31 protein-coding genes and 1 tRNA gene are annotated in these 26,512 nt (G+C 66.2%); 14 read left to right on the top strand and 18 right to left on the bottom strand.

Going from position 1 to position 26,512, the window contains the following annotated elements:
• Nucleotides 1-87 precede the first annotated feature (87 nt).
• Nucleotides 88-342, top strand: coding sequence for a hypothetical protein (locus ACNA7R_RS06540; RefSeq protein ID WP_416282756.1), 255 nt, complete (start codon nucleotides 88-90; stop codon nucleotides 340-342).
• Here the strand turns inward: ACNA7R_RS06540 and ACNA7R_RS06535 are convergent, their stop codons facing one another.
• Both ACNA7R_RS06535 and tgtA read right to left on the bottom strand, forming a co-directional pair.
• Nucleotides 343-699, bottom strand: coding sequence for an RNA-binding protein (locus ACNA7R_RS06535; RefSeq protein WP_416282755.1), 357 nt, complete (start codon nucleotides 697-699; stop codon nucleotides 343-345).
• A 126-nt stretch (nucleotides 700-825) separates the two neighbouring features.
• A complete protein-coding gene (tgtA, locus tag ACNA7R_RS06530; RefSeq protein ID WP_416282754.1) occupies nucleotides 826-2,304 on the bottom strand; it encodes a tRNA guanosine(15) transglycosylase TgtA in 1,479 nt (492 codons plus the stop codon).
• A 232-nt stretch (nucleotides 2,305-2,536) separates the two neighbouring features.
• Between tgtA and ACNA7R_RS06525 the strand changes: the two genes are divergently transcribed.
• Together ACNA7R_RS06525 and ACNA7R_RS06520 are read left to right on the top strand one after the other, a co-directional pair.
• Nucleotides 2,537-3,583 (top strand): hypothetical protein, encoded by a 1,047-nt coding sequence (locus tag ACNA7R_RS06525; protein ID WP_416282752.1) that lies wholly within the window; start codon nucleotides 2,537-2,539, stop codon nucleotides 3,581-3,583.
• A 309-nt stretch (nucleotides 3,584-3,892) separates the two neighbouring features.
• Nucleotides 3,893-5,047, top strand: coding sequence for a hypothetical protein (locus ACNA7R_RS06520; protein ID WP_416282751.1), 1,155 nt, complete (start codon nucleotides 3,893-3,895; stop codon nucleotides 5,045-5,047).
• Nucleotides 5,048-5,137: 90 nt separating this feature from the next.
• Here the strand turns inward: ACNA7R_RS06520 and ACNA7R_RS06515 are convergent, their stop codons facing one another.
• Complete coding sequence (locus ACNA7R_RS06515) at nucleotides 5,138-5,692, bottom strand: NUDIX hydrolase (protein WP_416282750.1); 555 nt, start codon at nucleotides 5,690-5,692, stop codon at nucleotides 5,138-5,140.
• Nucleotides 5,693-5,862: 170 nt separating this feature from the next.
• Here ACNA7R_RS06515 and ACNA7R_RS06510 point away from each other — a divergent pair, with 170 nt between their 5' ends.
• On the top strand, nucleotides 5,863-6,138 hold the full coding sequence (locus ACNA7R_RS06510) for a PadR family transcriptional regulator (protein WP_416282749.1): 276 nt from the start codon (nucleotides 5,863-5,865) through the stop codon (nucleotides 6,136-6,138).
• Nucleotides 6,139-6,300: 162 nt separating this feature from the next.
• Here ACNA7R_RS06510 and ACNA7R_RS06505 read toward each other — a convergent pair whose 3' ends face one another.
• A complete protein-coding gene (locus ACNA7R_RS06505) occupies nucleotides 6,301-7,032 on the bottom strand; it encodes a hypothetical protein (RefSeq protein ID WP_416282748.1) in 732 nt (243 codons plus the stop codon).
• 111 nt (nucleotides 7,033-7,143) lie between these two features.
• Complete coding sequence (locus ACNA7R_RS06500) at nucleotides 7,144-7,359, bottom strand: hypothetical protein (protein ID WP_416282747.1); 216 nt, start codon at nucleotides 7,357-7,359, stop codon at nucleotides 7,144-7,146.
• 117 nt (nucleotides 7,360-7,476) lie between these two features.
• On the opposite strand from ACNA7R_RS06500, the gene ACNA7R_RS06495 reads away from it, so the two are divergent.
• Nucleotides 7,477-7,866: a pyridoxamine 5'-phosphate oxidase family protein gene (locus tag ACNA7R_RS06495; protein ID WP_416282746.1), complete on the top strand. Its 390-nt coding sequence runs from the start codon at nucleotides 7,477-7,479 to the stop codon at nucleotides 7,864-7,866.
• 134 nt (nucleotides 7,867-8,000) lie between these two features.
• On the opposite strand, the gene ACNA7R_RS06490 is transcribed toward ACNA7R_RS06495, so the two are convergent.
• The 4 genes from ACNA7R_RS06490 to trmY form a co-directional block, all read right to left on the bottom strand.
• Nucleotides 8,001-9,488, bottom strand: a complete 1,488-nt coding sequence (locus ACNA7R_RS06490; protein WP_416282745.1) for an alkaline phosphatase — start codon at nucleotides 9,486-9,488, stop codon at nucleotides 8,001-8,003.
• 175 nt (nucleotides 9,489-9,663) lie between these two features.
• The gene (locus ACNA7R_RS06485; protein ID WP_416282744.1) at nucleotides 9,664-9,882 is read right to left on the bottom strand and encodes a hypothetical protein; all 219 of its coding nucleotides are present in this window, start codon (nucleotides 9,880-9,882) and stop codon (nucleotides 9,664-9,666) included.
• A gap of 167 nt (nucleotides 9,883-10,049) precedes the next feature.
• Nucleotides 10,050-10,122, bottom strand: a tRNA-Pro gene (locus ACNA7R_RS06480).
• 188 nt (nucleotides 10,123-10,310) lie between these two features.
• Nucleotides 10,311-10,907, bottom strand: a complete 597-nt coding sequence (gene trmY, locus ACNA7R_RS06475) for a tRNA (pseudouridine(54)-N(1))-methyltransferase TrmY (RefSeq protein ID WP_416282743.1) — start codon at nucleotides 10,905-10,907, stop codon at nucleotides 10,311-10,313.
• A gap of 163 nt (nucleotides 10,908-11,070) precedes the next feature.
• Between trmY and ACNA7R_RS06470 the strand changes: the two genes are divergently transcribed.
• The gene (locus tag ACNA7R_RS06470) at nucleotides 11,071-11,250 is read left to right on the top strand and encodes an HVO_A0556 family zinc finger protein (protein WP_416282742.1); all 180 of its coding nucleotides are present in this window, start codon (nucleotides 11,071-11,073) and stop codon (nucleotides 11,248-11,250) included.
• 30 nt (nucleotides 11,251-11,280) lie between these two features.
• Here the strand turns inward: ACNA7R_RS06470 and ACNA7R_RS06465 are convergent, their stop codons facing one another.
• The 3 genes from ACNA7R_RS06465 to ACNA7R_RS06455 form a co-directional block, all read right to left on the bottom strand.
• Nucleotides 11,281-11,469 (bottom strand): hypothetical protein, encoded by a 189-nt coding sequence (locus ACNA7R_RS06465; protein WP_416282741.1) that lies wholly within the window; start codon nucleotides 11,467-11,469, stop codon nucleotides 11,281-11,283.
• A 3-nt stretch (nucleotides 11,470-11,472) separates the two neighbouring features.
• Nucleotides 11,473-11,679: a hypothetical protein gene (locus ACNA7R_RS06460; RefSeq protein WP_416282740.1), complete on the bottom strand. Its 207-nt coding sequence runs from the start codon at nucleotides 11,677-11,679 to the stop codon at nucleotides 11,473-11,475.
• A gap of 322 nt (nucleotides 11,680-12,001) precedes the next feature.
• Entirely contained in the window at nucleotides 12,002-13,111 is a 1,110-nt protein-coding gene (locus tag ACNA7R_RS06455; protein WP_416282739.1) for a S1C family serine protease, read from the bottom strand.
• A 112-nt stretch (nucleotides 13,112-13,223) separates the two neighbouring features.
• On the opposite strand from ACNA7R_RS06455, the gene ACNA7R_RS06450 reads away from it, so the two are divergent.
• Nucleotides 13,224-14,606: a tRNA pseudouridine(54/55) synthase Pus10 gene (locus ACNA7R_RS06450; RefSeq protein WP_416282738.1), complete on the top strand. Its 1,383-nt coding sequence runs from the start codon at nucleotides 13,224-13,226 to the stop codon at nucleotides 14,604-14,606.
• A 183-nt stretch (nucleotides 14,607-14,789) separates the two neighbouring features.
• Here ACNA7R_RS06450 and ACNA7R_RS06445 read toward each other — a convergent pair whose 3' ends face one another.
• Entirely contained in the window at nucleotides 14,790-14,975 is a 186-nt protein-coding gene (locus ACNA7R_RS06445; RefSeq protein WP_416282737.1) for a hypothetical protein, read from the bottom strand.
• 100 nt (nucleotides 14,976-15,075) lie between these two features.
• Here ACNA7R_RS06445 and rnhB point away from each other — a divergent pair, with 100 nt between their 5' ends.
• Both rnhB and ACNA7R_RS06435 read left to right on the top strand, forming a co-directional pair.
• Nucleotides 15,076-15,744, top strand: coding sequence for a ribonuclease HII (rnhB, locus tag ACNA7R_RS06440; RefSeq protein WP_416282736.1), 669 nt, complete (start codon nucleotides 15,076-15,078; stop codon nucleotides 15,742-15,744).
• 22 nt (nucleotides 15,745-15,766) lie between these two features.
• Nucleotides 15,767-16,813: a sodium:calcium antiporter gene (locus ACNA7R_RS06435; RefSeq protein ID WP_416282735.1), complete on the top strand. Its 1,047-nt coding sequence runs from the start codon at nucleotides 15,767-15,769 to the stop codon at nucleotides 16,811-16,813.
• 20 nt (nucleotides 16,814-16,833) lie between these two features.
• Here ACNA7R_RS06435 and ACNA7R_RS06430 read toward each other — a convergent pair whose 3' ends face one another.
• Together ACNA7R_RS06430 and secF are read right to left on the bottom strand one after the other, a co-directional pair.
• Complete coding sequence (locus ACNA7R_RS06430; RefSeq protein ID WP_416282734.1) at nucleotides 16,834-18,456, bottom strand: preprotein translocase subunit SecD; 1,623 nt, start codon at nucleotides 18,454-18,456, stop codon at nucleotides 16,834-16,836.
• Nucleotides 18,453-19,331 (bottom strand): protein translocase subunit SecF, encoded by an 879-nt coding sequence (gene secF / locus ACNA7R_RS06425; protein ID WP_416282733.1) that lies wholly within the window; start codon nucleotides 19,329-19,331, stop codon nucleotides 18,453-18,455. Before secF ends, ACNA7R_RS06430 begins: the two co-directional genes overlap by 4 nt.
• A 147-nt stretch (nucleotides 19,332-19,478) precedes the next feature.
• On the opposite strand from secF, the gene ACNA7R_RS06420 reads away from it, so the two are divergent.
• Complete coding sequence (locus ACNA7R_RS06420; protein ID WP_416282770.1) at nucleotides 19,479-19,823, top strand: hypothetical protein; 345 nt, start codon at nucleotides 19,479-19,481, stop codon at nucleotides 19,821-19,823.
• Nucleotides 19,824-19,828: 5 nt separating this feature from the next.
• On the opposite strand, the gene ACNA7R_RS06415 is transcribed toward ACNA7R_RS06420, so the two are convergent.
• Entirely contained in the window at nucleotides 19,829-20,299 is a 471-nt protein-coding gene (locus ACNA7R_RS06415; RefSeq protein WP_416282732.1) for a DUF5812 family protein, read from the bottom strand.
• Nucleotides 20,300-20,680: 381 nt separating this feature from the next.
• Between ACNA7R_RS06415 and ACNA7R_RS06410 the strand changes: the two genes are divergently transcribed.
• From ACNA7R_RS06410 to ACNA7R_RS06400, 3 genes are all read left to right on the top strand, one after another.
• The gene (locus tag ACNA7R_RS06410; RefSeq protein ID WP_416282731.1) at nucleotides 20,681-21,124 is read left to right on the top strand and encodes a hypothetical protein; all 444 of its coding nucleotides are present in this window, start codon (nucleotides 20,681-20,683) and stop codon (nucleotides 21,122-21,124) included.
• Nucleotides 21,125-21,266: 142 nt separating this feature from the next.
• A complete protein-coding gene (locus tag ACNA7R_RS06405) occupies nucleotides 21,267-22,562 on the top strand; it encodes a glucose-6-phosphate isomerase (protein ID WP_416282730.1) in 1,296 nt (431 codons plus the stop codon).
• Between the two features lie 81 nt (nucleotides 22,563-22,643).
• Entirely contained in the window at nucleotides 22,644-23,756 is a 1,113-nt protein-coding gene (locus ACNA7R_RS06400; protein WP_416282729.1) for a lysostaphin resistance A-like protein, read from the top strand.
• On the opposite strand, the gene ACNA7R_RS06395 is transcribed toward ACNA7R_RS06400, so the two are convergent.
• Entirely contained in the window at nucleotides 23,753-24,211 is a 459-nt protein-coding gene (locus ACNA7R_RS06395) for an NOB1 family endonuclease (RefSeq protein WP_416282728.1), read from the bottom strand. The genes ACNA7R_RS06400 and ACNA7R_RS06395 overlap by 4 nt on opposite strands.
• Before the next feature lie 4 nt (nucleotides 24,212-24,215).
• Nucleotides 24,216-24,461: a PRC-barrel domain-containing protein gene (locus tag ACNA7R_RS06390; RefSeq protein ID WP_416282727.1), complete on the bottom strand. Its 246-nt coding sequence runs from the start codon at nucleotides 24,459-24,461 to the stop codon at nucleotides 24,216-24,218.
• A gap of 200 nt (nucleotides 24,462-24,661) precedes the next feature.
• Here ACNA7R_RS06390 and infB point away from each other — a divergent pair, with 200 nt between their 5' ends.
• The gene (gene infB / locus ACNA7R_RS06385) at nucleotides 24,662-26,461 is read left to right on the top strand and encodes a translation initiation factor IF-2 (RefSeq protein ID WP_416282726.1); all 1,800 of its coding nucleotides are present in this window, start codon (nucleotides 24,662-24,664) and stop codon (nucleotides 26,459-26,461) included.
• Nucleotides 26,462-26,512 lie beyond the last annotated feature (51 nt).

Genomic DNA, 26,512 nt, shown 5'->3' with positions numbered 1-26,512 from the left:
CCGGTCCCACACCGTCGGCGGGGAAAAACCCGTCCCCACCTCTCCGTCGGACCTCGGATTCAACTCGCTCGAGGCCGTACGTTTCGTATGTCGCCACCGCCGAACGGGGATCGATGCGCCGGGACCGACTCGATCGACGACGACCGCATCGTCGAGGCGATCCGCACCGCGCCCAAGCCCGTCGTCAACACCACCTACCTCGCTGGGGAGTTCGACGTCACCCCGGGAGAGCTGATTCCCCGGCTGGAGGCGCTGGTCGAGGCCGGCCGGCTCGAGGGCCACGAGGTCGTCGGCGAGGGCTCCCTCTGGTGGCTCTCGCTCGAGGAGGAACTCGGGGAGTGATCAGGCCCGCTCGAGGAACGTCGCGGTCGCGGAGGTGTGGCCGCGGTTAAAGGAGAGGATCGCGACCTCGATGACGTCTCGTTCCTCGAGCTCTTCGGGCAGGTCCTCGACGAAGACGACGAACCCCTCGATCCTGCAGACGGCCCGGCGCTCCCCGGAGTGGTGAGTCGTGAACTCCTCGACGGCGACCGTCGCCTCGTCGCCGATCTCGACCGGGGGTTCGCGTCCCTGGGCCTCCCGGTGGCGTTCGGCGGACGCTCGCCGTTCGCTGTCGGAGGAACGAACGCGGCCGACCAGCCACGCGACGAAAAATACCCCGACGATCCCGCCGAGAACGAGCGACGCGGCCCCGAGCATACCGCTACTGGATCGCGCTCGCCCCTTTGCTGTTCTGGTCCGCGTCGGACCGTCCTCGAGGAGCCGCGCTCCGATCGCTGTTTGGGTGCAGTAGCGACTGCGCAAACGAATTCGCAAACGGGATTTTCAGTCACTTTCTCCGAACAGGTCGACGAGTTCGACGTCATCCGGTATCCGCTCGAGCACGTCCGCCGGCCACCCCCGGTGTCCGAGCGCGAACTCGGTCTCGGGGTTGCCCTCGACCAGGCGAGCGACGCCGTCGGCCGCGGCCTCGAGCGCGCCGCGGTCGGTTCGATCCGGCACTTCGGCGGTGAGCGGGTAGCTCTTCGAGAGCGCCCGCGGGAAGGGGCCGAAGGGCGGCTGGACTCGCCAGGACTCGTCGTAGCGCTCGCTGTCCGAGTCGCCCTCGGTCAGAAACAGCGAGTCGGGTACCGAGAGGCGGTCGAGACGCTGGTGGTGGCGCAGGACTTCGGGTCGGCGTGCGCTCTCGTGGGAGGTGTAGAAGAACGCGCCCTTCGAGACGGGATCCGAGCGCTCGAGCTGGTCGGCGTGGTCGAGCAGCGTCCGGTAGCCGTCGAGCATCGTCGGGTGAGCGCGGGCGCGCTGCTCGACCAGCTCGAGGAGGTTCCCTGCACGAATGGCCTGCTTGATGCGACGGATCTCCTCGAACGTGACGTGGAGGTTGTGGGCGGCGAGTTCCTCCTCGCGCTCCCGGTCGGGCAGGTCGCGCAGGTCGTCTGGTGAGTGGGATACACAGACTGGACACGAACACGGCATGTAGTCGAGATCCTCGAGGTGGCGAGTGCCCCGAACCGTCAGGTAGCGATCGTCGCGAGCGTAGAGTGCGTAGGCGGCGGAGTCGAACAGATCGCAGCCCATCGCGACCGCGAGCGCGAACATCATGGGGTGGCCGGCGCCGAAGAGGTGAACGGGTGCGTCGGCACCGAGCCCGCGTTTCGCGCCCGCGACGGCGTCGATCATATCGTCGTAGCGGTAGTCGTTCATCAGCGGCACGACCGCGCCGACGGGGAAGACGTCCAGATCCGTCCCGGCCGCGTGTCGGCCCGCGTCCTCGCGAAGGTCGGGGTAGGTCGAGCCCTGGACGGGCGCGTTGACCAGCATCTCGCCGGTGTCGACCGTTTCGGCGATTTCGAGGCGCTTCTGGGTCGTCTCGAGTTCGTCCTCGGCCTGCTCGCGCGAGACGTCCGGGGGGGTCGGGATATCGACGGGGGTAGCGATGTCCGAACCGATCCGGTGCTGAAAGTCGAGGATCTCCTCGGTCGTGACGTCGATCTCGCCGTACTCCGCGAGCTGGAACGAGCCGGAGTCGGTCATGATCGCACCCGGGAAGTCGAGCAACTCGTGGAGCCCCTCGTCGAGAGCCCGTTCGCGAACGTCTTCCGTACCGTAGATGATATAGGAGTTAGTGATGAGGATCTCGGCCCCGAATTCCTCGGCGAGCCGGCGGGGGCTGATCGTGTCCAGGTTCGGGTTGATCACCGGCAACAGCGCCGGCGTCTCGACGGTCACGTCGGCACGCGGGACGGTGAGCTCGCCGATACGGCCGCCGGCGTCGGCGTCCCGGAGTTCGAAGCACTCGCGCATCGACCGTGTGTTGGCGAGGGCGTCGGTAAACGTTCCGTTCTCCCGCGGAGGATCCGTCCGCCGGACCGAAACCGCCCGCCCGCCGTCGTACCGCCGTCGATGACGCTCACGGAAAACGAGACGATGAAAGAGAGGTTAGCGACGGTTGCACGGTTCTAACTGGTCTTTTCTCGACGATAATGGCGTAACAGTCGTCTCGTTTTACTCTCCGACTGGGTGTAGCGTGGACCGCATGGTTTCACAATCGCAGCAACTCGGGGTCGTCCTCGTTGCCCTGCTGGTCGCTCTCTCGGGGGGTCCTGCCCTCGCCGGAGCGTCCACAGGTGCGAGCGACGACGCCGGAGACATGAGCGCAACACTTGAAAACGTCCAGGTCGAGAGCCTCGAACTCGACAGCGTCACCGTCGAAGACGCCACTATCGAGGAGCTGAACGTCGAGGAGTTCGACGCCGATACGCAGGAACTCCAGGACGCACTCGACGAGAACGGCGACGCCGCCGACGAGGACGAGGCGGCTGACGACGAGGAGAACGCCAACGACGAAGAGAACGGCGTCGATGACGAGGAGGCCGACGAAGCTGACGACGAGGAGAACGATGACGGCCTGCTCGAGGACGACAACGACGAGGCCGAAGAGAACGGCCAGGATCTGATCGACGAGGAGGCTGACGAGCTCACGATCCAGACCCTGACCATCGAGACGATGGACGTCGAGCAGCTCACAATCGACGAGCTGACCGTCGAGGACGACGAGATGACCGACGACGAGGAGATGGACGACGAGGAGATGGATGACGAGGATGCACCTGAGGACGACGAAACGACCCAGGAGATCGACGACCTCACCATCGAACAGTTCGACGTCGAGGAGATGACCATCGACTCGATGACTGCGATGTCGGTCGAGGAAGCTGGTGCCGAGGACGCGCCCGAGGATGAGGAGACCGACGACGAGATGACCGACGACGAGGAGACGGAGGACGATGCGGCTGCAGATGACGAGGAAACCACCGATGACGAGACGACCGACGAGGAGACCGACACCGCCGAGGAGACGGTCAGCCAGGCGTCCGCATCGTCGATCTCGATCGGTGACGCGACCGTCGACACGCTGACGCTCGGCGACGCCGCGGAGCTCGAGGCAATCGACGACGAGGAGGAGAACGACAACGGACTGCTCGATGACGACGAGGAGGACGAGGATGACAACGGGCTGCTCGACGACGATGACGAGGAGGAGAACGACGACGGGCTCCCCTCGATCGCCGCGCTGAGCTAACCGGTTCGCACGCGAAATCGATCGGTCCCGGTTCGGTCGGCGGTACCGACCGCAAACTGACTGCGGTTTCTTTTCGTCGCCGTGAGTAAACGTCCCGTTCCCTCGGAGTGGTACTGACCGATACCGGCCGCCGCGACCGGGCCGTCGCGACGCCGACGGGTTCGATTTCGACTCCGAGTCGCAGACGATTTGTCCGGAGTGAACGACCGATTAGGCCGACGGGGCCGAGCGCTAATTCCGATTTGTCTCGAGCGCAACACCGTAACAGTCGGCTCGTTTTAGCTCGGCTCCCGACGACCGTCGATCCGCATGGTTTCAGGACCACAGAAATTCGGCGTCGTGTTCGTCGCACTGCTGGTCGCGCTCTCGGGGGGTCCCGCCCTCGCCGGCGCGTCCGCAGGTGCGAGCGACGACGCCGGAGACGTGAGCGCGACGCTCGAGAACGTCCAGGTCGAGAGCCTCGAACTCGAGGAAGTGACGATCGAGGACGCGACGATCGAGGAACTGAACGTCGACGAACTCGAGGCCGACACCCAAGACCTCGAGGAGGAACTCGACGAGAACGGCGAAGAGAATCAGGAGGAGGACCAAGCGGAAGAGAACCAGGAGGACGATGACGCTGCCGACACCGAGACCACCGAGGACGTGACGATCTCGGACATCCAGCTCGAGTCGCTGACCCTCGAGGACGTCTCGATCGAGGATCTCGAACTCGAGGAGGATGAGATGATGGACGACGAGGAGATGATGGACGACGAGGAAACCGAGGAAGCTGACGAGGAGAACGACCTCGAAGATGACGAGACGGACGAGGGGCTGAACGATGACGACGAGGCGCCCGAGAACGGCCAGGATCTGATCGACGAGAACGCGAGCGAACTCACGATCCAGACCCTGACTATCGAGACGATGGACGTCGAGCGGATGACGATCGACGAGCTGACCGTCGAGGACGGCGGCCTCCTCGACGATATCGGTGATTTGTTCGACGGAATCTTCGGCGACGACGAGGAGAACGATGCCGCTGCGGACGAGAACGACGACGTCGAGGACACCGAAAACGAGGACGCCGCCCAGGACGAGGAAGACGACGCGGCCGACGAGGACGAGAACGGCGAAACGCAGGAGATCGAGGACCTCACCATCGAGCAGTTCGACGTCGAGGAGGTCACCTTCGACTCGATGACGATCGAGTCGCTCGAGGAAGCCGACGAAGAGAACGACGCGGCCGACGAGGACGAAAACGCTGCCGAGGACGAGGAGGACGATGCGACCGACGAGGCCACGACCGAAACCGTCTCCCAGGCCTCCGCCACCACGATCTCGGTCACCGACGCCAACGCCGACACCGTCACGCTCGGGGACGCCCAGGATCTCGAGGAAGTGACCGACGGCGAGACCGACGACGAAGAGGACGACGAGGACGACGAGGACGAAACGCCCTCGATCGCGGCCCTGAGTTGAACGGCCCGATCGAGCGATCGAACCGAACCACCGGCTGCGACCGTTCGCGGCCCTTCCTTCCGACGGGCCGGACGATTTCGGACCGTTTACCTACTCTTCCGCCTCGAACAGTCGGTAGTACGACAGCGCGAGCACCGTCCTGCCGTCGCGAATCTCGCCGGACCGGACCGCCTCCGTGAGTTCCTCGAGGGTCGTCTCGGTCGGACGGATGCTCTCGTTGTGATCGAGGCGCTGCTCGGCGGCGGGGCGACAGCCGTAGGCGACGAAGAAGTGCATGACCGAGTCGGCGATCCCGTTGGTCGGTTCGACCGTCACGAGCGGCTCGAGTCGCTCGGCGTCGTGGCCGGTCTCCTCGGCCAGTTCGCGCCGGGCCGCGGCCTCGAGGTCGTCGTCCTCGGGTTCGGTGCCGCCGACGGGAAGACCGCGGCTGACCCGCGAGACCGCCTGGCGCCACTCCTCGATACAGACGACGTCTCCGTCGGGCGTAAACGGCAGGACGCAGACGCTCGCCGGCTCGGAGACGTAGTCGAACTCTGTTTCGCTCTCGTCCGGAAGTCGGACGGTTTCGGTGATCACGTCGAACCCCGGACAGGAGTACGACGTCCGTTCCTCGAGGGTGTCCCAGGCGAGCGGATCGGTCGGCATACCTCCGAGTACGGTCGTCGGTGTAAAAAACGCCCCGTCACGGACCCGAACCGCGACCGGGTAGCGAGGGGCGACTCGCTCTATGCGGTGCGTTCCACTCCGGTCGGCGACCGTACCCGCTCTATAACAAAGCCACAGATCGCTGAAGGTCGCCATTCAGAGGATACTCCATGGACGAACTAACCGGGTTCCAGCGCGATTTGCTGTACGTCATCGCGGGCAAGGACCGACCGTCGGGACAGGAAATTCTCGACGACATCAACCAGTACATCGATCAGCCGGTCACGCACGGCCGGCTGTATCCCAACCTCGATACGCTCGTCGAGAAGGAACTCATCGAGAAGGGCCAGCTCGATCGGCGGACGAACTACTACGCGCTGACGCCGAAAGGCCGGCGCGAACTCCAGCAGCGCCAGGAGTGGGTGGCTCGATACGTCGACGTCTGAGACCGCCCCGCTCGTTCTATCGACCGCTCGGGAAGCGACGGCACTCGAGCGGTTCGTCCGCGTCCCTCTCGGCGCCCCCGTACCAGCGCGGTGACGTCCGTCGGTCCTCGAGTACGGAGAGAACGGTGAGCCTACAGCCGACACTCGTTCCGTAGGCGCACCCTACGGCGTCGTCTCGAAAGCGACGCGGGAGAGGTCGGCCTCGAGGTCGGCGACATCCTCGTTGAACGAACGGACGAAGGCGCCGACGTCGTCGACGAGCCGACGAACCTCGGGCGCCGGCGCGGGGCCGTACTGCGAGAGCAGGTAGGTCCCGTCCGATCCGCCGACCCGCAGGTACGAAACCGCGTCGCCGTCCCACTTCAGCTCCCAGCGGGTGCCCGACACCGTCGTCCGGTAGGTGCCGTACTCCCCGTCGTAGCGGTGGAGCTCCTGGGCCATCGCGGTCGCGACCTCCCGGATCCGCTCGAGGATGCGGTCGCGCTCGGCGGCCAGCTCCGCCGCACTGGCGACCGCGGGAAACTCCGTCGTCGCGTCGTCGAACAGCCCGTCGAACGACTCGACGTGGTCGTTGAAGGTCTCGACGAACGCGTCGTAGTCCTCGAGGGCCCGCTCGAGCGGGCCGGGCTCGGGCGGCTGCTTGCTCGAGACGACGTAGATCTCCGAGCCGGAACTCGGTTCGAACCGCAGGTACTGGACGTCGCCGGCCTCGTACTTCAGCGTCCAGTCCCCGTCGGCGGTCTCGAAGGTGCGCTGGCCGTAGTCCCCGCCCTGCAACACGGCCAGTTCGCGGGCCATCTCGCCGGCGTGGGCTCGTACGCGGGCTGCAACCTCGTCGCGTCGCTTCGCGATGTCGTCCGCGGGGGCGACGTCACTGTCGAGTCCGTCGGTCATCGTCAGTTCGAGGCGCTCGAGTCCGGTAACGGTTTGGGTTCGGAGCCGGTGGTGCCGTCGCTCGAGGGGACTCGAGAGCCGCGAAAAACTGCTCGCGGCGAGAGCCGCGAGTTACTCGTCGTCCTCGTCGGCGTCCTGGCCGTTGCCGGTTCCCTCCTCGGCTTCGGCCTGATCGTCCTCGCCGCCGTCGAGTCCTCCGTCCTCGTCCTCTTCGGTGGGGTCCTCCGGAGCGCCCTCCTCGTCTTCGGTATCGCCACAGCCGGCGATCAGTGTGGTCGCCATCGTCGCGCCGCCGACCTGCAGCAGCCGTCGTCGAGTCTGGTTCATACCCATACGTTTCGTTCGACGGCCATACGCCACCCCCCGGCATTCGCGTGGTCGCTCGCTCGAGTCCGGCAGTTTCGCAGGGGTAGTACCAAGCAGTCTGCGAGCGTGTCTCGAACCATGGTCCCGATCCCCAAGGAGTACCACGATCTGTTCGAGAAGCCGACGTTCGCTCACGTCGGGACGCTGACCGCCGACGGTGCGCCCCACATTACACCGGTCTGGATCGACTACGACCCCGAGACAGAGCGACTGCTGGTCAACACCGAGCGCGGTCGCCAGAAGGAACGCAACGCGCGGGCGAACCCCGCCGTCGGGGTCAGCATGACCGATCCGGACGACCCGTACCGGTATCTGTCGGTCGTCGGCGAGGTCGAGGAGCTGCGGACGGAGGGGGCTCGAGCCCACATCGACGAGCTTTCGCGGCGATATCTGGACGTCGCGGAGTATCCGAACCCGGTCGAAACCGAACGGGTACTACTTCGGATTCGGCCCGATCGAGTTCTCTGAAACCGAGATCTGCCGTGAAGCTGGCCTGTACCGGGTGAGTTCGGTTCGACAGGGAATCCCGAAACCCACTCGAGGACCGGCGGTGCTCCTCGTGAGCGGGTCGGGTGGAGGTGGTCGCCGAGCGACGGTCGCGGCTAGTCTCGGAACTCGTAGTCGATCTCTCGGCCGGGTTCGAACTCGAGGCCGAGCGCCTCGGCGATACCGACTGCGACCTCGGTGTTATCGAAGTACCGACCGAAGAACTCGGCGTTGGGGCCGGAGGCGTAGGACGGGACTTCCTCCGCGGTGTGCGAATCGGAAGACCAGCCCATCTGGGTGCGCTTGTTCAACACCTTCGCGAGATCGCCGCCGGTGATGTCGATGATCTCACCCTCGGTGAGTTCGAAGCCGGTGTGCTCCTCGACGACGTCGACCGTGGCACCGCGATCGTCGCCGGTCTCGTCGATCGCGGACTCGAGGTGCTCGAGGCTCGCCCGGATGTCGTCGATCGCTCCCCAGTCCATGTCGTAGGCGTCCCAGCCGAGCGACATCCCGCCGGTCTCGTGGTCCGCGACCTGCATCGCGAACGTCTCGGAGGTGGCGTCGTCCTCGGCGTAGTCGAGGACGGTGCCGAAGACCTCGTCGCACTCGAGCTGTTCGTGGGTGATCGCGTTGTCGTTGGCGTGTCCCTGGTGGTCGACGCGTCCCGATTCGACCATCAGGAAAAAGCCGTTCTCGCAGTCCGAGAGGATGTCGATCGCCTTCTCGGTCATCTCGACGAGCCCGGGCTCGTCGGTGTCGTCGACGTACTCGCGGTCGACGTAGTAGCTCATGTGTGCGGAGCGGTCGCTCTCGCTGCCGAACAGGCCGAGCAGTTTCCCGGAATCGGCGTCCGCGAGTTCGGCTTCGGTTTCGGCGATCTGATAGCCCTGCTCCTCGGCGCGTGCGAGCATGTCCTCGCCGTCGTCGCGCTCCTCGGGGTCGAAGTGGCGCTTGCCGCCGCCCAGCAACACGTCGACGTTTCCGTCGTCGACGTACTGGCGGGCGATCTCGTCTTCCACGCCGCGATCGGGGACGTGGGTCGCGAAGGCTGCCGGGGTCGCGTGAGTGATTCGGGTGGTGGTGACGAGCCCGGTCGCCATCCCCGCCTCGTGGGCGGCCTCGAGGATTGTCTTGACGGGCGTGTATTCGTCCTCGCTTCCGACGCCGCCGATCGCGCCGCTGTACGTCTTCGTTCCGGCGGCCGCCGAGTCGGTGATCGGCGTCCTATCGGGGTTGTCGGGATACGTGCTCATCCCTCCGATCTGCTCGGCCTGATCGACGTGAAGGGTCGTTCCGCCGGGAGTGACGTTTAGCGGGAACTCCTCGGAGTCCTCCCGATACGCCTTCAGATAGCGCGCGCCGCTGATGTGGGCTTGGGCCGCCCCGTCGGGAATCACCAGAATCGCGTTCCGTGCGTCCCCGTCCGTTCGGCTTCCCTCGCCGCCGACCTCGGTCTTCTCGTCGCCGTCGTCAGCCAGTGCGGTTCCGCCGAGTGCGCTCGCGCCCGTGATCGCACCCACCGTCCCCATGAACGTCCGCCGGTTGGCCGAAATCCCCGATCGATCCGCCGCGTCGCCGCCGACGTCTGGTTTGCCAGGCATGCAACAGACCGATTTCAGTACTCGGTATAGTCGTTTTATAATATTTAGATATAATTCAATTATTGTCCTAGCTAGATACACATCCCCAAGTAGTAGTATAGAGACGGCAACAGAGCACAGTCGAGCCACGAGCGAGACGGTCCGACTCCTCGCCCACTCCGTGTGCTGGCGCGTGCTACGGATGTCCGTACTGATCCTGGCCCGAACTGGATCGCTCCGAGCGACCCTGTCGAATCTCGTACACCCGCTCGCGAGGGATTCGAACGATCTCGCTGCTCTCACCGGTCTCGATCTCGAACCGCCAGAGCTCCGGATCGGAGTCGTACCGAAGATCCTCGACCGCCGTCGTCTCGACGCCTCCGGCCGTCTCGTAGGTGATGGTCTTCTCGCTCATCGACGTGATCGTCGCCGAGTGGCGGAAAGAGCATTTATATTAGTCCCACTGCCCGCTCACGAGCGGTATATAGACCATCAGTCCTGTTTTCGGGCGCGTTCGGACGCGCCGAATCCGCGCTCGGTTACGGCTATCCGACGGTCGTCGCTACGAAATTGCGGGAGAAGTGGGCCGGCGCGAATTCGAATCGCGGTTACGGCCACCCGAAGGCCGAAGGATACCAAGCTACCCCACCGGCCCGCAGGTAGAGTGTAGACAGCCGTTCGTTTAACGCTTCCGAAAACCGCCCTCGAGCCGACTGCGGGGTGGTCCCGAGTCTCACGCCGGCCTCGAGGTTTCGACGCTTTCTGCTCCGCTCGAGCGGAGCAGCTACCGTTAACCACCGCCGAAACTGTGGTGCTTGTTAGCAATTAGCTTCTAACAACCACCTAAACGCGCTCGTAGCCGTCGGTGTCGAGGAAGTGGTGGGCCACCGTGATCGCCTGATCGGCGTGGAGGAGTTCGGGGCCGAGTCGCAGCCGTCGATCCGCCGCGCTCTCGAGCAGGTCGGCCTCCTCGGGCGTGAAGTCCTGGTGGTCCGAGAGCACGAAAACGGGATCCTCAAGCGTCCCGGCGTCGGTTATCGGCTCGCCGTCCTCGTGAAGCTGGACGACGGTGCCCTCGTCCGCGACGGTCTCGAGGGTGGCCTCGAACCCGCGGCGGTAGAGTTCGACGCCGGGACTCGGCTCGGCCGGCATCGCGCCGATGGCCTCCTCGCGGTGCTCGAGGGCCTTCCGGACCAGCGCGGCGGTGCTTCGTTCGTCGGGATTCAGTCGGCGCAGCTCGCTCCCGTCGAAGGTGATCGTGAACTCGTCGCCGGCGACGAGGTGAACCCGGACGTCCTCTCGGATCCCGTGAGAGGTGACGAACGCCGACGTGATCGATCGACAGAGCGCGTCGAGCCGGCCGGCCCCGCCCGCGAGATCGTCCAGCGAGAACGACGGCTCGGTCGGGATCTCGTGACCGATGAGTACGAACTGGCGCATACCGAAGCGACGCAGACCGCGGGGATAGGCGCGACGATTCCGGTCGGACTCGCTCGGGAAGCGGTCCCGTGCGACCGTCTCTCGCTCATTAATTTCATCGAATATTTCCTTGCAGGTACAGGGCGAACGGTTTCACGTCAGTCGGGTGGCAGTAGTGAGTAGTATGTCGAAACCGCAGTCCACTGCCGGGCAGCAACGGGACGTGCTCGCCATCCTCGAGGGACGGCCCTGCCCGGTCTGTGAGGACGGCGAACTCGAACGCGAGGAGTACAAGGATAACGCGGCCGCGGTCTGTGACGACTGTGGCACGCCGCAGGCACAGGTCTGGCAGCCCGCGGAGTAAGCGAGACGTCAGCGGGGACCGGGCGCTCGCTCACCGGGTTCGGGAGGCGTCGTAGCCGTGCCCGACGATCAGGGCGAGCGCGTGAACGCCCAGCAGGCCGAACAGCAGTGTCAGCGCTTGCACCGAATCGATACCGGCGATGAACACCGGCAGGTAGACGACCGGGAGGAGGGTCCCGATCCAGAACCCGATTGCGGTGACGGTGCTCCAGGCGTACATGGTTCAGCGCATCGACTCGAGCCTGACGAACGCGTCGTCGTAGGCTGCGATCCAGTTGGTCATCAGCTCCATCTCGGTCGCGTTCCGTGGAAACATCGCACACTCGTTGGGTCCGTCGTTGTTCTGGATCGTCACGCTATCGAGCTCGAGACTCGCGTCTCGGGAGGGAACCGGTTCGGCGTCGGGGTCGGTTGTGTTCGTGTTTGTCATAGGGAACAGGCGGCCATCGCGCCAACCACGACTACGCCGAAACCCACTATTGTTATCGAGGATTTAACTGGTCGAGCTATCGCGGTAGCGTTCCTCTCAGACGTCTTTCAGACTCCTTAATCAGTTGTAAAAGAATATATCTATATCGAGAATGTACCGAATCGTTACCGACCACTTTCGCTGTCGGCAACCGGTATCGCCGACCGTACGGACCCCGTTCGGTCCGAGATCCGTTTCCCGAATACGGATTACTGTACGTCAGTTCCGGCGCAACCGCGACACGGACGGCGGTTGCGCCAGCAAATCGGTACAGCAATCCGTCTCAGCCGTCGGTCGGTCGCACGCCGAGTGTCAGGTCGCCGGTCCGAACCTCGCCGTCCCGACGCAGTTCGACCGCGACGGTGTCGCCGGGGCTGGTCTCGAGCGCGAGATGCGTCGAGAGCGCGTGGCGGTCCGGAATCGGCTCGCCGTCGATCGAGAGGATGACGTCCCCGCCGACCGGGACCCGTTCTCCGCCGCGCTCGACGGTTCGGTCCGCCCCCTGAAGTGCACCGAGCGCGGGCTCCTGGAGCGTCTCGGTGACGATGACGCCGGTCGCCTCCTCGAGGTCGTTCTCCTCGGCGATCAGTCGGTCGACGGTGGCGAGCGCGATCCCGAGGAACGGGTGGTCGTACTCGCCGTCCTCGATGAGCGCGGGGACGATCCGCCGGGAGAGCGCGGCCGAGATCGCAAAGCCGATGTTGTCGCCGCCGCCGGCGTTGACGACGCCGACGACGTTCCCGTCGAGGTCGACCAGCGGCCCGCCGCTGTTGCCGGGGTTGACCGCCGCGTCGGTCTGGACGGCGTTCGAGAACGCGAAGTCGCCGTGGGGCGCCGGAACGGTTCGATCGACTCCGCTGACGATCCCCGACGACATCGACCCCTCGAGCCCGTAGGGGTTGCCGATCGCGAGCACCTCCTGGCCGACGACGGGGCGCTCCTCGGCCAGCCCCAGCGGGGCCGCGCCGTCGGGAACGTGGTCGGCCTCGAGGACGGCGAGATCGCTGATCCGGTCGCTGCCCAGCAGTCGGGTGCCCGACCAGTCGCCGTTGATGTACTGCAGGTCGACCTCCTGTGCGCCGGCGACGACGTGCTCGTTCGTGACGATGTACTCGCCGTCGACGACGAACCCCGACCCCTGGCCCCGCCCCTCCTCCTCGGTGTAAGGGTCCTCGATGCCGAACGCGCGGATCTGGGTCACCGAGTCGATGATCGTCTCGTAGACGTCGGTGTAGGTCGATCCGTCCGCGCGGTTCTCCCGATCGATCTCGTTCGAGGAGTCCCCCTCGATCGAGCTCTCGGTCCGCGGTTCGGCACAGCCGGCGACCAGGCCGACGACGCCGACGCCCGCACCCGCGAGGACGTCGCGACGGCTCGGTCGATACTGATCCATACCGACGGGTTGTACCGGACGTATTTGAACCTCGTGGGACGGTCCGTCATGGTGACTCGCCGCGGGCGTCGAATGGAAAACGTGTTACCCGCGGCTACCCGAGTGGGGCCATATGAGTACCGAAGACGCCCGCGCGCTGCTCTCGACGGGGTCGGTCTGTGACTCCTGTCTCGGCCGGCCGTTCGCCGAGCGGAGCTTCGGGCTGACCAACGCAGAGCGGGGCCGGGCGCTGCGGACGACGATCGCGATCGAGGACGACGACGACTTCGATCCCGTCGATCCCGAGGCCTGTTGGGTCTGCGAGGGGTACTGCGCCGCGTTCGACGCGATCGCAGAAACGATCGTCGGCGAACTCGAGGGCGTCGAGTTCGCGACCTACCAGGTCGGAACCCGCGTTCCCCCGCTCGTCGAGGAGAACGACCGCCTCCTCCGCGAGGACGCAAGTCTCGACCCCGACGTCGGCGAGTCGCTCAAGCGCGAGATGAACCGCGAGGTCGGTCGGCGCGTCGGTTCGAAGACGGGCGCCGAGGTCGACTTCGACCGCCCGGACGTGCTCGCGGTCGTCGACCTCGAGGCGTTCGACCCCCTCGAGTTCGACGCGGACGACGCCGTCACGAGCCACGCGGTCGACGTCCAGATCAACCCCGCCTTCGTCTACGGTCGCTACCGCAAGCTCGAGCGGGACATCCCCCAGACGGAGTGGCCCTGCCGGGAGTGTGGCGGCAGCGGCGTTCAACTGGGCGACGACGGCGAGGAGCCCTGCGACTACTGCGGCGGCTCGGGCTACATGTACGACACCAGCGTCGAGCAGGTCGTCCGCCCCCACGTCGTCGAAGCGATGGACGGCGAGGAAGGAACTTTCCACGGCGCTGGCCGCGAGGACGTCGACGCCCGGATGCTCGAGGAGGGCCGGCCGTTCGTCCTCGAGGTCAAGCGACCGAAGCGACGCGACCCCGACCCCGCGGAACTCGAGCGCGAGATCAACGCGGCGGCCGAGGGGAGCGTCGAGGTCGAGGGGCTCCGACTCGCGACCTACGAGATGGTCGAACGGGTGAAAGAACACGACGCGAGCAAACACTACCGCGCGGACGTCGAATTTTCCGAACCAGTCGACGAAGACGCGTTCGAGGCCGCACTCGAGGAGCTCTCGGGCACCACCGTCGAGCAGTACACGCCCCAGCGCGTCGACCACCGTCGTGCGGGCCTGACCCGCGAGCGCACCGTCTACGAGATCGACGGCGACCTCGAGCGCGAGGATTCGACCCGCGCGGAGGTTCGGATCCACGGCGCGGGCGGGCTCTACGTGAAGGAACTCATCAGCAGCGACGAGGGCCGAACCGAGCCCAGTCTGGCGGGGCTACTCGAGACCGACGCCGAGGTGACGGCGCTGGACGTCACCGGCGTCGAGGGCGAGGACGAACCGTTCGAGCTCGAGGAGTTCTTCCGGGACGAGCCGAGCGAGGAACGAGAAAGTCCGTCCGAGACGGCCGACTGAGGAGGATCCGTCCGTCAGCGATTCTCGAGTTGTGAGCGCGCTCGCTGGACGTAGCTGTTCCCGTCCCAGCTCCGTGCGTCGGTGATCGAGTCCAGAACACTGGCAGCCGTCGACGGCGAGAGTAAGTCTCGTTTTGTAAAGACCGACAGCAGCGTCGGCGTCGTAACGAGGCGCGCGGGCGGATCAGCGAACGTCTTCCGCCGACTCGAGATCACGATCCACGTTTGCCGGTTCCGTCGGTTCGGTTCCGGCTCCCGGTCGCGTCTCCGAGCGGGACGGCGGCGACGGCTCGACGTCCGCCCGTTTCGACGCGGAATCGGCGTCGAGAATCATCTGCAGGCGGCGCTCGACGAGGCCGGTACCGCTCATACCCTCGGGTACGACAACTCGAGACAAAAACGGTTGGACTGTCGACAGCTCCGTCGCGACTTCCACAACGATTTTCTCGCTTCCGTCCGACCCTCGAGTCATGCCGTTCGGCGTCGACGAGGCCGGAAAGGGGCCCGCGCTGGGATCGATGTTCGCCGCGGCCGTCCGCGTCCCGGAAGCCGCCGCGCTCCCCGAGGGAATCGCGGACTCGAAGCGACTCGCTCCGGAGCGCCGCGAGGAGCTGGCGGCGACGCTGTACGGGGACGACCGGATCGTCGTCGGCGTCGCCGAGGTCACGCCGACCCTGATCGACGATCCGGAGACCAATATGAACTCGCTCGCCGTGAGGGCTCACGCCGAGGCGATCGAGGGGGCGATCGAGACCGCCGACGTCTCCGCTGATTCGCCGGTGTCCGGTCTCTGCGACGCCTGCGACACCGATGCCGACCGCTTCGCCCGACGGGTCGCCGACGCCTGCGGACTCGAGCGCGACCTCGACATCGCGGCCGAACACGGCGCGGACGACACCGATCCGATCGTCGGCGCGGCGAGCATCGTCGCCAAGGTCGAGCGCGACGCTTCGATGGCCGCGCTGACCGACGAGTACGGCCCGGTCGGCAGCGGCTACCCGAGCGATCCGACCACCCGGGAGTTCCTCGAGTCCTACGTCGCCGAACGCGGCGAACTCCCACCGTTCGCCCGCGGGTCGTGGTCGACCTGCGCGGACGTCCTCGCCGACGCCGAGCAGACGGGACTCGAGCAGTTCTGACGCCGATTCAGGTCGTCGTTTTATGCGGGTTCCCGACGGGAGTACTGACGAGAGAGTCGTGCTCGAGATCGTCTGGTTCCTCGTCCTCGCGACCGTCGCGACGGGCGTCGTCTGGAAGGGCAGCGCCTGGCTCGAGACCTCGGCCGACCGGATCGCGGTCGGCTACGGCGTTCCGCCGGTCGTCCAGGGGGCGATCATCGCTGCCGTCGGCTCGAGCATGCCCGAACTGGTGAGCGTCCTGCTGGCGACGCTGGTCCACGGTGAGTTCGAACTCGGCGTCGGCGCGATCGTCGGCTCGGCCGTTTTCAACCTGCTCGTGATTCCGGGTCTCGCCGTGCTCGTCGGCACCGGCGGCGTCGAGACGAACCGCGAACTCGTCTACAAGGAGGCGCTGTTCTACATGCTCGCGGTCGCCGCACTCCTGCTGACGTTCTCGCTCGCGGTGATCTACTACCCCCTCGAGGGCGCGGGGCTGCAGGGCGAGGTCACGCGGTGGCTCGCGCTGTTTCCCCTCGCGCTGTACGGCCTCTACGTCTTCACCCAGTACTTAGACGCCGCCGAGGACGAACTCGAGGCCGATCCGTCCGTGAACCTCCCGCGAACCTGGCTGTGGTTCGGGGCCGGACTGGTCGTCATCGTCGTCGGCGTCGAGGGGCTCGTCCGGGCCGCGATCGGCCTCGGCGACGCCTTCGGCACCCCCGCCTTCCTCTGGGGGATGATCGTCGTCGCCGCGGGCTCGAGCGTTCCGGACGCCTTCGTCAGCATCGCCGCGGCCAGGGCCGACCGGCCGTCGGTCAGCATCGCGAACGTGCTGGGAAGCAACATCTTCGACCTGCTCGTCGCCGTTCCGATCGGTGTGCTCGTCGCTGGTACCCTGGCGATCACGTTCGCTCACATCGTCCCGATGATGGCGTTTCTCGTCCTCGCGACGGTCGTTTTCTTCGCGATCGCTCGAACGGGCATGCTGCTCTCGGAGCGAGAGGCCTGGCTGTTGCTCGGCGCGTACGGCGTGTTCGTGGTCTGGCTGGTGCTCGAGAGCATCGGTCTCTCGAACGTCGTTCCGACCTGAAACGGTGCGTCGACGGGCGGCTACTTGTCGGTCAGGAGCCGCTGGAGGATGTCCCCGTAGGCGGGACGGGTGATGAGCACGCCGATCAGCACGCCGAGGATCGTGATGATGGCAAAGCCGCGGAGATCGCCGAGGCTCAACACGGCCAGCGGCGACAACGCGATGATCGTCGTCGCCGCGGCGGCGCCGATGATCCAGAACGCCTTGCGGAACCGCGATTCGAAGACGCGCCGGGAGCTGACGTCGCCGTCGTCCATCACCTCGTCGGCGATGATGATGAGGTCGTCGACCCCGGTCCCGACGACGGCGATGAAGCCGGCGACGTGGGAGAGATCCAGCGGCATCCGTATCGCCGCAGCGAACCCGAGCAGGATGACGACCTCCGCCAGCGCAGTGACGATCATCGGTGCGGCCACCCGGGGATCGTTGTAGCGCAGGTAGACCATCCCGCTGACCGTCAGCACCGAGAGCACGCCGATCAAAAGCGAGTAGGTCTTGAACTGATCCGCGAGCGCGGGCTCGAGCGAGAACGTCTGCTCCTGCTCGAAGTCGAGGGGGGCGGTCAGGGCGCCCGACTGGAGGTTCACGGCGAGGTTGTGGGCGTCCTGCTGGGTCGGCACGATCATCTGGAAGACGGGGTCGTTCACCCAGTTGCCGGAAGCCATGCTCTCGCCCAGATCGGGGCTCATACTGTGGGCGTCGACGACCTCGTCGTCGACAACGGTGAGCAGACACCACTGCGGGACGCCGGGATCGAAGTCGAACTCGCCGGCCTCGCGGTCGTGGACGGCGCACTGGCCGATCCCCTCACCGGTGAAGCCGTACTCGTTCATCGCCGCCTGGTAGTCGGCGGCGGGACTGGAGCCGTCGGCGTCCTCGCTGTCGTCGACGGTGACGGGAACGTAGTGGTACCCCTCGCGGTCGTTGTACGACGCCGAGCCGACGTTGGCGAACTCCTCGCCCTGGAGGACGCTCTCGTTGGTCTGGGTGCCGTTCTCGTCGGGGTAGTAGGCGACGATCTGGACGTCCCCGCGCTCGGTCAGCATCTCGCGGAGTTCGGCGGGGCTCATGCCGGGCACCTCGGTGACGATGTAGTAGCCGTCGCCGACGGTCGCCTCCTGGTAGGCGGTCCCGCCTGAGAGGCCGGCCTCGTTGATCCGCAACTCGATCGTCTGGATGATCTCGTCGCGGGTCTGCTGGGTGACCTCGTCGTCGACGTCACCCTCGTCGACGTCGACGCCGGCCTCCTGCAGGGCGGCGGCGAACTCCGCGGCGGTCACCTCCTCGGCGAACACCTCGGCGGTGAAGCGGTTGTCGTCCTCGTGGTACCGCACGATGGCGTCGGCGGCGTCGACGCCGAGTTCGTCCTGGAGCGTCGACTCGACCTCGCGTTCCTGTTCCGGCTCGATGTCGATGGTGGCGCTCATGCCGACCGGCGGCGCGCTAATCCGGGTCCCGCCGTCGAGTCCGAGGCCGTACTCGAGGTTGGTCAGTCCCTCGTCGATCGACTCGTTTTCCTCCTCGACGAGCGTGTCGTCGTCCATCACCCCGCCGGGGACGAACAGCGCGACGAGCGCGGCGCTGACGAACAGTACCAGCAGGAGGATCCGCCAGTGCTCCTTGACGAAGGCGATCGGATTCATCGTGCCACCCCGTGGAACTTGTACCAGCGAAGCAGGCTCAGGTTCAGCATGTACGTGTTCATCAGGTCAGCTGCGAGGCCGACGAAGAGGATGATGCCGATCGAGGAGAGCAACTCGACGCCGAAGAGCCACGCGGCGGTCCCCATCACGAGCATCGCCATCATGGACGTGACGGTCATCGTGACGCCGGTTCGCATCGCGCGGTGGGTGCTCTCGTAGAAGTCACCGCCCCGGCGCAGGACGTGGTTGTTCAACAGGATGTCCGAGTCGACGGAGTAGCCGATCAGCATGAGCAGGGCGGCGACGGTTCCCAGCGAGAGCGGGATTCCGGCGATAGCCATGAACGCCAGCGGGATCACGATGTCCGAAAACGCCGAGACGACGATCGCGATCGAGGGAACGAACGTCCGAAACAGCACGAAGGCGAGCACGCTCATCCCGAGGAAGGCGACGGCGATCCCCAGCAGCGCGGTCTGCTGGGTCTGTTCGCCGAAGCTCGCCGACGTCGAGGACACCTGCTGGATGACCGCGGCGTCGCCGTCGGGCTGTAAGTTCGCCTCCGCCTGTTCGCTCAACGCCTCCTGGTCGGTCGAGGCGAACTGAACGATGTACTGGTTCTCCTCCGAGGCGACCGACTGGACGGACTCGGGCTCCTCGTCGAACGCCTCCGGAATCTCTCCCTCCGATGCGGTCGTCTGGACCGTCAGCTCCGTCCCGCCGGCGAAGTCCATCCCGAGCTGGACCGGCGTTCCGAACAGCAGAAACGACCCGACGAGAACGAGCAACGCGACCCCGAGAACCGCGAGCGGCACCGCCGCCAGCTGGCGGTCGCTGTACCGGGTGTAGTCGACCTCCGGTACGTCGAAATACCCCATATACCACCCACCTGGCAGTCGGGCCGTGTAAGCCTTCCTAATTTCTGTGTCAATCCGCTGTGAGAATAACTGGGGTCCGACGACGAGCTAAAACCGCTCGAGCTCGTAGACCGGGGTATGACCGCAGAGACACCCGAAGCGTCGACGATGATCGATGAGCCGGCCGACGCCGCACGGAACGCCTTTGCCGAGCGAGTAGTCGTCTCCTACCCTGCGGACCTCTCCGAGTGGGGTCGGTTTCAGGTCGAGAAACCCTCGTTCCGGGCGTTCCTCCGGAAGACCCGCGACACCGCGGAGCCGGGCGACGTCTGGGAGGAGTTCGTCGGCGTCGGCTGCTGTGGCAACACGCTCGACGTCCCGCTGCGGGTCGAGGACGTCGAGGGGGGCTCGCGAATCGTCGACGACACCGAAATCGAGTACGACGTCCGCGAGGCCTGTGGCGTGCAGGGGAGCTGGCGCGTCCAGAGCAAGGGCGGACCGAGCCACGGGTAGCGAGTTCAATCTGGTAGGTATCGAACGCTCAACACGCCGTCGTCGGCCGACCGACGCACCTCGACGCGGACCGCCTCGAGCCGGGCCGCCCGGGCGACCGTCTCCTCGTCCTCGAGGACGTCCTGCGCCGCGGCTTCGACCTCGTCCTCGAGGTTGAAGACGTGGATCTCGCCGGTTCCCGCCCGTTCCTCCTGAACGAGTTCGCCGACCTCGGCGTCGGCCGCGAGCTCCTTCTCGTGGGTGGTCGGCTCGAGGTCGCTGTCGACCAGCTCGATCGATCGCCGGTCTGCGACGTCGACGACCTCCCAGGCGACCTCGAGGGGCGGCTCGGGGGCGACGGTCGCCTCGAGGACGTCGTGGACCTCGAGGCCGGGATTCGAGGAGAGGGTGTGTACCTGTGCGGTCTCGACGTCGCGGACGACGGCCGACTCCGCTTCGGCGTGGGTGACGACGAACGTGCCCGTCTGTTCGGTCATAGCGGTTCGTAGACGCGTGGCGGGTTTCGAGGTTTCGGATCGGGGCGAGGCGACGGGACTTTTTGTCCCGGATTCGGTTCCCTCGTCGGTTACCGAACGATCGAGTAGTGAAATCACGAATCCGGCGGTGATTTTCGTCTCTGCGCCGATCATACTCGAGAACCACTTAACAATATAACATAAGTGTGGTGCATAGTTTCGACAGGGAGTCCGATCCGTCCCGGTGGCCGATTCGCCGCACGATGAACGACTTCACCACAGACGGGCGCCCCTCGAGTCCGGACGTCGATATCGACACCCTTGCTCGCTCGACGCTGCCTCTCGGCCCGTTCGTCATAGCGGGCCGACACGTATATCACTCGTTTCGATGTATTCGAATCCGTGAACGAACGACCGGATATCGTTCTCTTCGGGTTCGTCTTCGCGTTCGGGGCGATCGCCCCCGCAGGTTCGCTGTACGGAATGGCGGCGGTATCGGCGCTCGAGCCCGCCGGGGACCTCCTTCTCGTCGCCTGGTTCGCGCTGCTCGCCCTCGGGACCGCGCTGCTCGGCGCGCGGTTGCCGACGGACGCGCTGCTGGGCGGGACCCTTCTCGGAGCGCTCGTCGGATTCTGGGCGTTCGAGACCGCCGTCGGCTGGAGCTACGTCATGTTCGCGGTCGTGCCGATCGCACTCCTCGCGTTCGTCGTCGGCGCGTGGGCGGCGTACGAACGGAACCGCCGAAACGGCGAGGTCGACGAGCCGCCGTACGGTACCTGGCGGTACGTTTTCGTGTCGCTTGCGCTGGTTCCGATCGCGTTCTCGCTTCTCCTGCTGTTCGCCTGATACGGATTGTTGTAGCGTTCTACCGGTGATCGCTGTCCCCGCCCGAGCGATCACCGGTAAAGAACTACAGTAGTCCGTATGAGACCCGTCGACCGCAGCGCGTGACGGAACGCCTTTACCGCAGGCGGGTGCCCTCTCGAGCATGGACGTCGACATCGGCAACGCGCTCGCGTCGGTCGCTTCGCCGGGCGTCTCTCGAGACTCACTCGAGCGCCTGGACGAGCAGGTCGCCGACGCACACGAACGGATCGAGGACGGGATGGCAAACGGAGAACACGGGTACGAGGCGCTGAACCTCCCGGAGCGAACCGATCCCGACGAGATCCGCACGGCGGTCGAACCCGTCGCCGACGCCGAGGCCCTGATCACGGTCGGCATCGGCGGCAGCGCGCTCGGGGCGGCGACGATCACCGACGCGCTCGAGTCGGACACCGAGACCGTCTACCTCGACAACGTCGACCCCGCGTGGGTCACGGCCGAACTCGAGGCCCTCCCGCTCGAGAACACCGCCGTCAACGTGGTTTCCCGGTCGGGGACCACTGCGGAGACGCTGGCGAACTTCCTGGTCGTCAGAGAGGCGTTCGAGGACGCGGGCGTCGACTGGACCGAGCGAACGATCGTGACGACGGGCGACTCCGGCCCCCTCCGCGACCTCTCGGAGCGTCACGACCTGCCGTCGCTGAAGGTTCCCGACGGCGTCCCGGGCCGTTTCTCGGCGCTCTCCGCCGTGGGGATGGTCGCCGCCGCGGTCTGCGGCCACGACCTCGAGGCCCTGCTCTCGGGTGCCGCAGCCGAGGCCGACACCCTCACGGGATCGCTGTTCGAGTGTCCGGCCTACGCCTACGGGGCGACCAGCTACGCGCTGGACGCCCGGGGCGCCGGGATGAACGCGATGGTCCCTTACGCGGAGTCGCTCGAGACCTACTCGGAGTGGTTCGCCCAGCTGTGGGCCGAGAGCCTCGGCAAGGACGACCTCGGGCAGACGCCGCTTCGCGCGCTGGGCGTCACCGACCAGCACTCCCAGCTCCAGCTCTACCGCGCGGGTCCCCGTGACAAGCTGGTGACGTTCGTCACGCCCGGAGAGAGCGAGGATCGTTCGATCCCCGACACCGACGTCGACGATCTGGCCTACCTCGGCGACTCGACGCTCGGGGAGCTGCTCTCGGCGGAGTTCGAGGCCACGGAGGCGAGCCTCGCCGCGGCGGGCCGGCCGAACGTCCGGGTCGAACTCGACGGCGTCGACGAGTACGAACTGGGCGGCCTGCTGTACGGGATGGAGGCCGCCTGCGTGCTCGCGGGCGAACTCTACGGCGTGAACACGTTCGAACAGCCCGCCGTGGAGTGGGCAAAGAAGGCGACCCGGGGTCTACTCGGGGGCGGCGAGTTCGAGGAGGCCGACGCCGTCGCCGAGAAAACGGAGCTGCGAGTCGAACGGTAACGAGTCGGATCGACGACCGAAGCGACGGGTCGCGTCGCCGGATTGCGGAGCCCCTATGGGCGCGCGCTCGAAGGTACCGGTATGAGCGAGACTGCACGACCCGGCGGCGCGGGCTCGAGCGACGAGTCCACGGTCCCGTCGCTCGGCGTCGTCCCCGCCTCCGTTGCGATGGCCGCCGCCGTCATCCCCGTTCGCGGCGGCACCGAGGACCCGTTCGTCCTGCTGGCCGCGGCGTTCGCGGTCGTGACCCTCGTCGCGTTCCTGGCTCGTCGCCACGGTGCGCTCGGACGAGCGCCCGGCGCGCTGGCCGCCGCGGGCTCGAGCCTGCTGGTGGTGTTGCTGACGGGGTACGCGGTCAACCAGGGGACGACCGCCTCGGCGACCGTTCCGGGAGTCGGGTGGACGATATCGCTCCTGTTTCTCGCGTTCGCGGCGGCGGGTGCGTCGATCGGAATCGCCGCCGCCGACTACGCCGGCGTCTCGACGCGCGGTCTCCTCCACCGGGCGCGGCGGTTCTCGACGATGACGGTCGTCGGGTTCGCCGGGCTGATCGCGATGGCGTTCGCCGCGGTGTTTCTCGCGGATCTGGTCGCGGTTCTCGGAACCGGGAACGCGGCCCTCGATTCGCAACTCGTCCAGTACCTCTCGACGGCCGTCGGACTGGGTTCGGTCGCGGCCGTCTACATGGGGGTTCGCGGGTACGACCTGTCGTTTCTCGACCTCGAGGTGCCGAGTCTGCGGGCGGTGGGCTGGACGGTCGGCGGGCTGGTGTTGCTGTTCGGCGCGCTGATCGCGATCTCGGTCGCGATGACCGCCGTGGGCGTCGACACCGCCGATCACGGCACGACACAGCAGGTCGAACAGAACCCCGAACTGATCGTCGTGATCGTCCCCGGTATGCTGCTGGTGGTCGGTCCCTTCGAGGAACTGCTCTACCGAAACGTCGTCCAGAAATCGCTGTACGAGACGTTCTCGCGGTACGGTTCGGTCGTCGTCACGAGCGTCATCTTCGCAGGGGTCCACGTCGCGGCGTACGCGACCGCGGGTCCTGGACAGATCCTCGCGAGTCTGGCCGTGCTGTTCGGCCTCTCGCTGGTGCTCGGGTTCCTCTACGAGCGGACCGACAACCTGCTCGTCCCGGCGCTGGTCCACGGCGCGTACAACGCGATCCAGATGATTATTCTGGTCGCCTAGGTCGGGTTCTTGCGCGCCAGTCCCGACCCGCAGATCGGACACCGCTCCTTTTCTTCGTCGAACTCCCGTCCGCAGCCCTGGCACTGGAACCGCCAGCTTCGCTGTTCCTCGATCCCGTCGCGGGCGATCACCTCGACGTCGACGTTTAGCTTCTCGGCGACGTTTTGCATCGCGTAGTCGTCGGTGACGAGTGTAGCGTCGAGTTCGAAGCTCGCGGCGACGAGGCGAACGTCGGTGTCCGAGAGGACCTCGAGGTCGCCCGATTCGCTCGCCGCGCGTCGGACCTTCTCGGTGGTGTCCTCGTTGGGGATGTGGATGTGCATCCCCGAGCCCTCCATCGCGTCGTAGCGATAGGCGCTCTCGTCTTTGAGTTCCTCGCGGACGAGCGGAATCGTCGCGATCTGTTCCGTGGTGTGGTAGTCGTGGATAAAAGCCGAGGAGTCGAGAACGTACATACCGTTAGCGCTGAACGACGATGTAGTCTTTCACGGCGCGGACGCGGTTGATGGGCACGCGGAACCGGCCGTCGTCGTCGGTGTCGAAGTCGATCGTCTGGGTCGGGAGTTCCTCGTTCGGTTCGATAACGAGGTCGTGGAGCGTTCCCGATTTGATCTCGGTCGTGATGTTGTAGAGCATTCCCAGTTCCGTCCCGTCAGACCCCATGACGGACTTCCCCGAGAGGTTCTCGGCGAGCACTTCGCTCATGCTACCCCGTACTTACTAGTTGCTATTAAAGTCCACGGGCCGATCGAGCGGTGAGTTCCGCGGACGCCGACCTCGGTCGGCTCCCAGGGTCCCGTCTGCGGCGCCGTCACTCGGGTCGACCCGCAAGCCCGAGCGCCGTGACGATGGGTTTAACTACCGTCCTACGGACGGTTTACCCAAGACCTTCTCGGGTGGTCACCATGTCTGATTCGGATACGCACGACCCCACATCTTTACGAACGCCGATCGTCGCCGTCCTCGGACACGTCGATCACGGCAAGACCAGCCTCCTCGACAAGATCCGCGGCTCCGCGGTCATCGAGGGTGAAGCGGGCGCGATTACCCAGCACATCGGCGCCACCGCGGTGCCGCTGGACGTAATCTCCTCGATCGCGGGCGAGCTCGTCGACCCCGACGACTTCGACCTGCCCGGCCTGCTGTTCATCGACACGCCGGGCCACCACTCCTTTACCACGCTTCGCTCCCGTGGCGGGGCGCTGGCCGACATCGCGATCCTCGTCGTCGACGTCAACGACGGCTTCCAACCACAGACCCTCGAGGCGCTTGACATCCTCCAGCGCTCGCAGACGCCGTTTATCGTCGCCGCGAACAAGATCGACACCGTTCCGGGCTGGAACGCAAACGAGGACTCGCCGATCAACGCGACCTACGAGGCCCAGTCCGACCGCGTGCGCTCGCGGCTCGACGAGAGTCTCTACGAGATCATCGGCAACCTCTCGGACGAGGGCTTCTCCGCGGACCTGTACTGGCGGGTCCAGAACTTCCAGCGCAACGTCGGCGTCGTCCCCGTCTCGGCGATGACCGGCGAGGGGGTGCCCGACCTGCTGGCCGTGATGATGGGGCTCTCCCAGCGCTACATGAAAGAGGAGATGGAGATCGACGTCGCCGGCCCCGGCGTCGGCACCGTCCTCGAGGTCAAAGAGGAGAAGGGCTTCGGCAAGACGATCGACCTCGTCCTCTACGACGGCACGCTCCGGGCCAGCGACACGATCGTCGTCGGCGGCACGAACGAGCCGATCGTCACCGACGTCCGCGCGCTGCTCCAGCCCCGACCGCTCGAGGAGATCCGCACCGAGAGCCGGTTCGAGAAGGTCGACGAGGTGTCGGCCGCGACCGGGATCAAGGTCGCCGCGCCCGATCTGGGCGACGCCATCGCCGGCGCCCCCGTCCGGGTCGTCCGGGATCGCGAGCGCGCGGACGTGATCGCGGAGGTCGAGGACGAACTCGCGAGCATCGCCGTCGACACCGAGGAGACCGGCGTCGTCGTCAAGGCCGACACGCTGGGCAGCCTCGAGGCGATGGCCGACGCCTTAGAGGATGCGGAGGTCCCGATCGTCCGCGCGGAGGTCGGCGACGTCGCGCCCCGGGACGTCTCGGTCGCCTCGACGGCCGAGGAGGGGAAAGAGCAGGTAATTCTGGGCTTCAACGTCGACGTGCTCGGCGACGCCGAGCAACGGGCCGAGATCGAGGACGTTCGCGTCTTCACCGACGAGGTCATCTACCAGCTGATCGAGGAGTACGAGGAGTTCGTCGAGGAACTCGAGCGCGCCCAGCAGGACACCATCCTCGAGAACATCGTCCGCCCCGCGCGCTTTCGGATCCTGCCCGATCACACCTTCCGGCAGAACGACCCCGCCGTCGTCGGCGTCGAGGTCAACTCCGGCACCGTCCAGAACAACGCGAACGTCGTGAAGTTCGAGGGCAACGAGCCCGAGCGCGTCGGGCAGGTCAAGGGGATCCAGGAGCAGGGCGAGGACGTCGACGAGGCCCGAGCGGGCAACCGCGTCTCGGTCGCCATCGACGGCCCCACCGTCGGTCGCCAGATCGAGGAGGACGACGAGCTCTGGATCGAGATCCCCGAGAAACACGCGAAGATCTTGGAACAGGAGCTCTCGAGCGAGATCCCCGGCGACGAACTCGAGGCGCTGAACATGTACCTCGACAAGCAGCGCAGCCGGGACCCGTTCTGGGGCAAATAAGAACCGTCGTTCGGGGACTCAGTCTCGCGTTTCGGCGCGTGTTTTCATCTC

Source organism: Natronococcus sp., assembly GCF_047921035.1.
Classification (GTDB): Archaea; Halobacteriota; Halobacteria; order Halobacteriales; family Natrialbaceae; genus Natronococcus.
The sequence above is the reverse complement of the archived record's forward strand: the minus strand, read 5'-3'. Positions and strand labels throughout refer to the sequence as shown.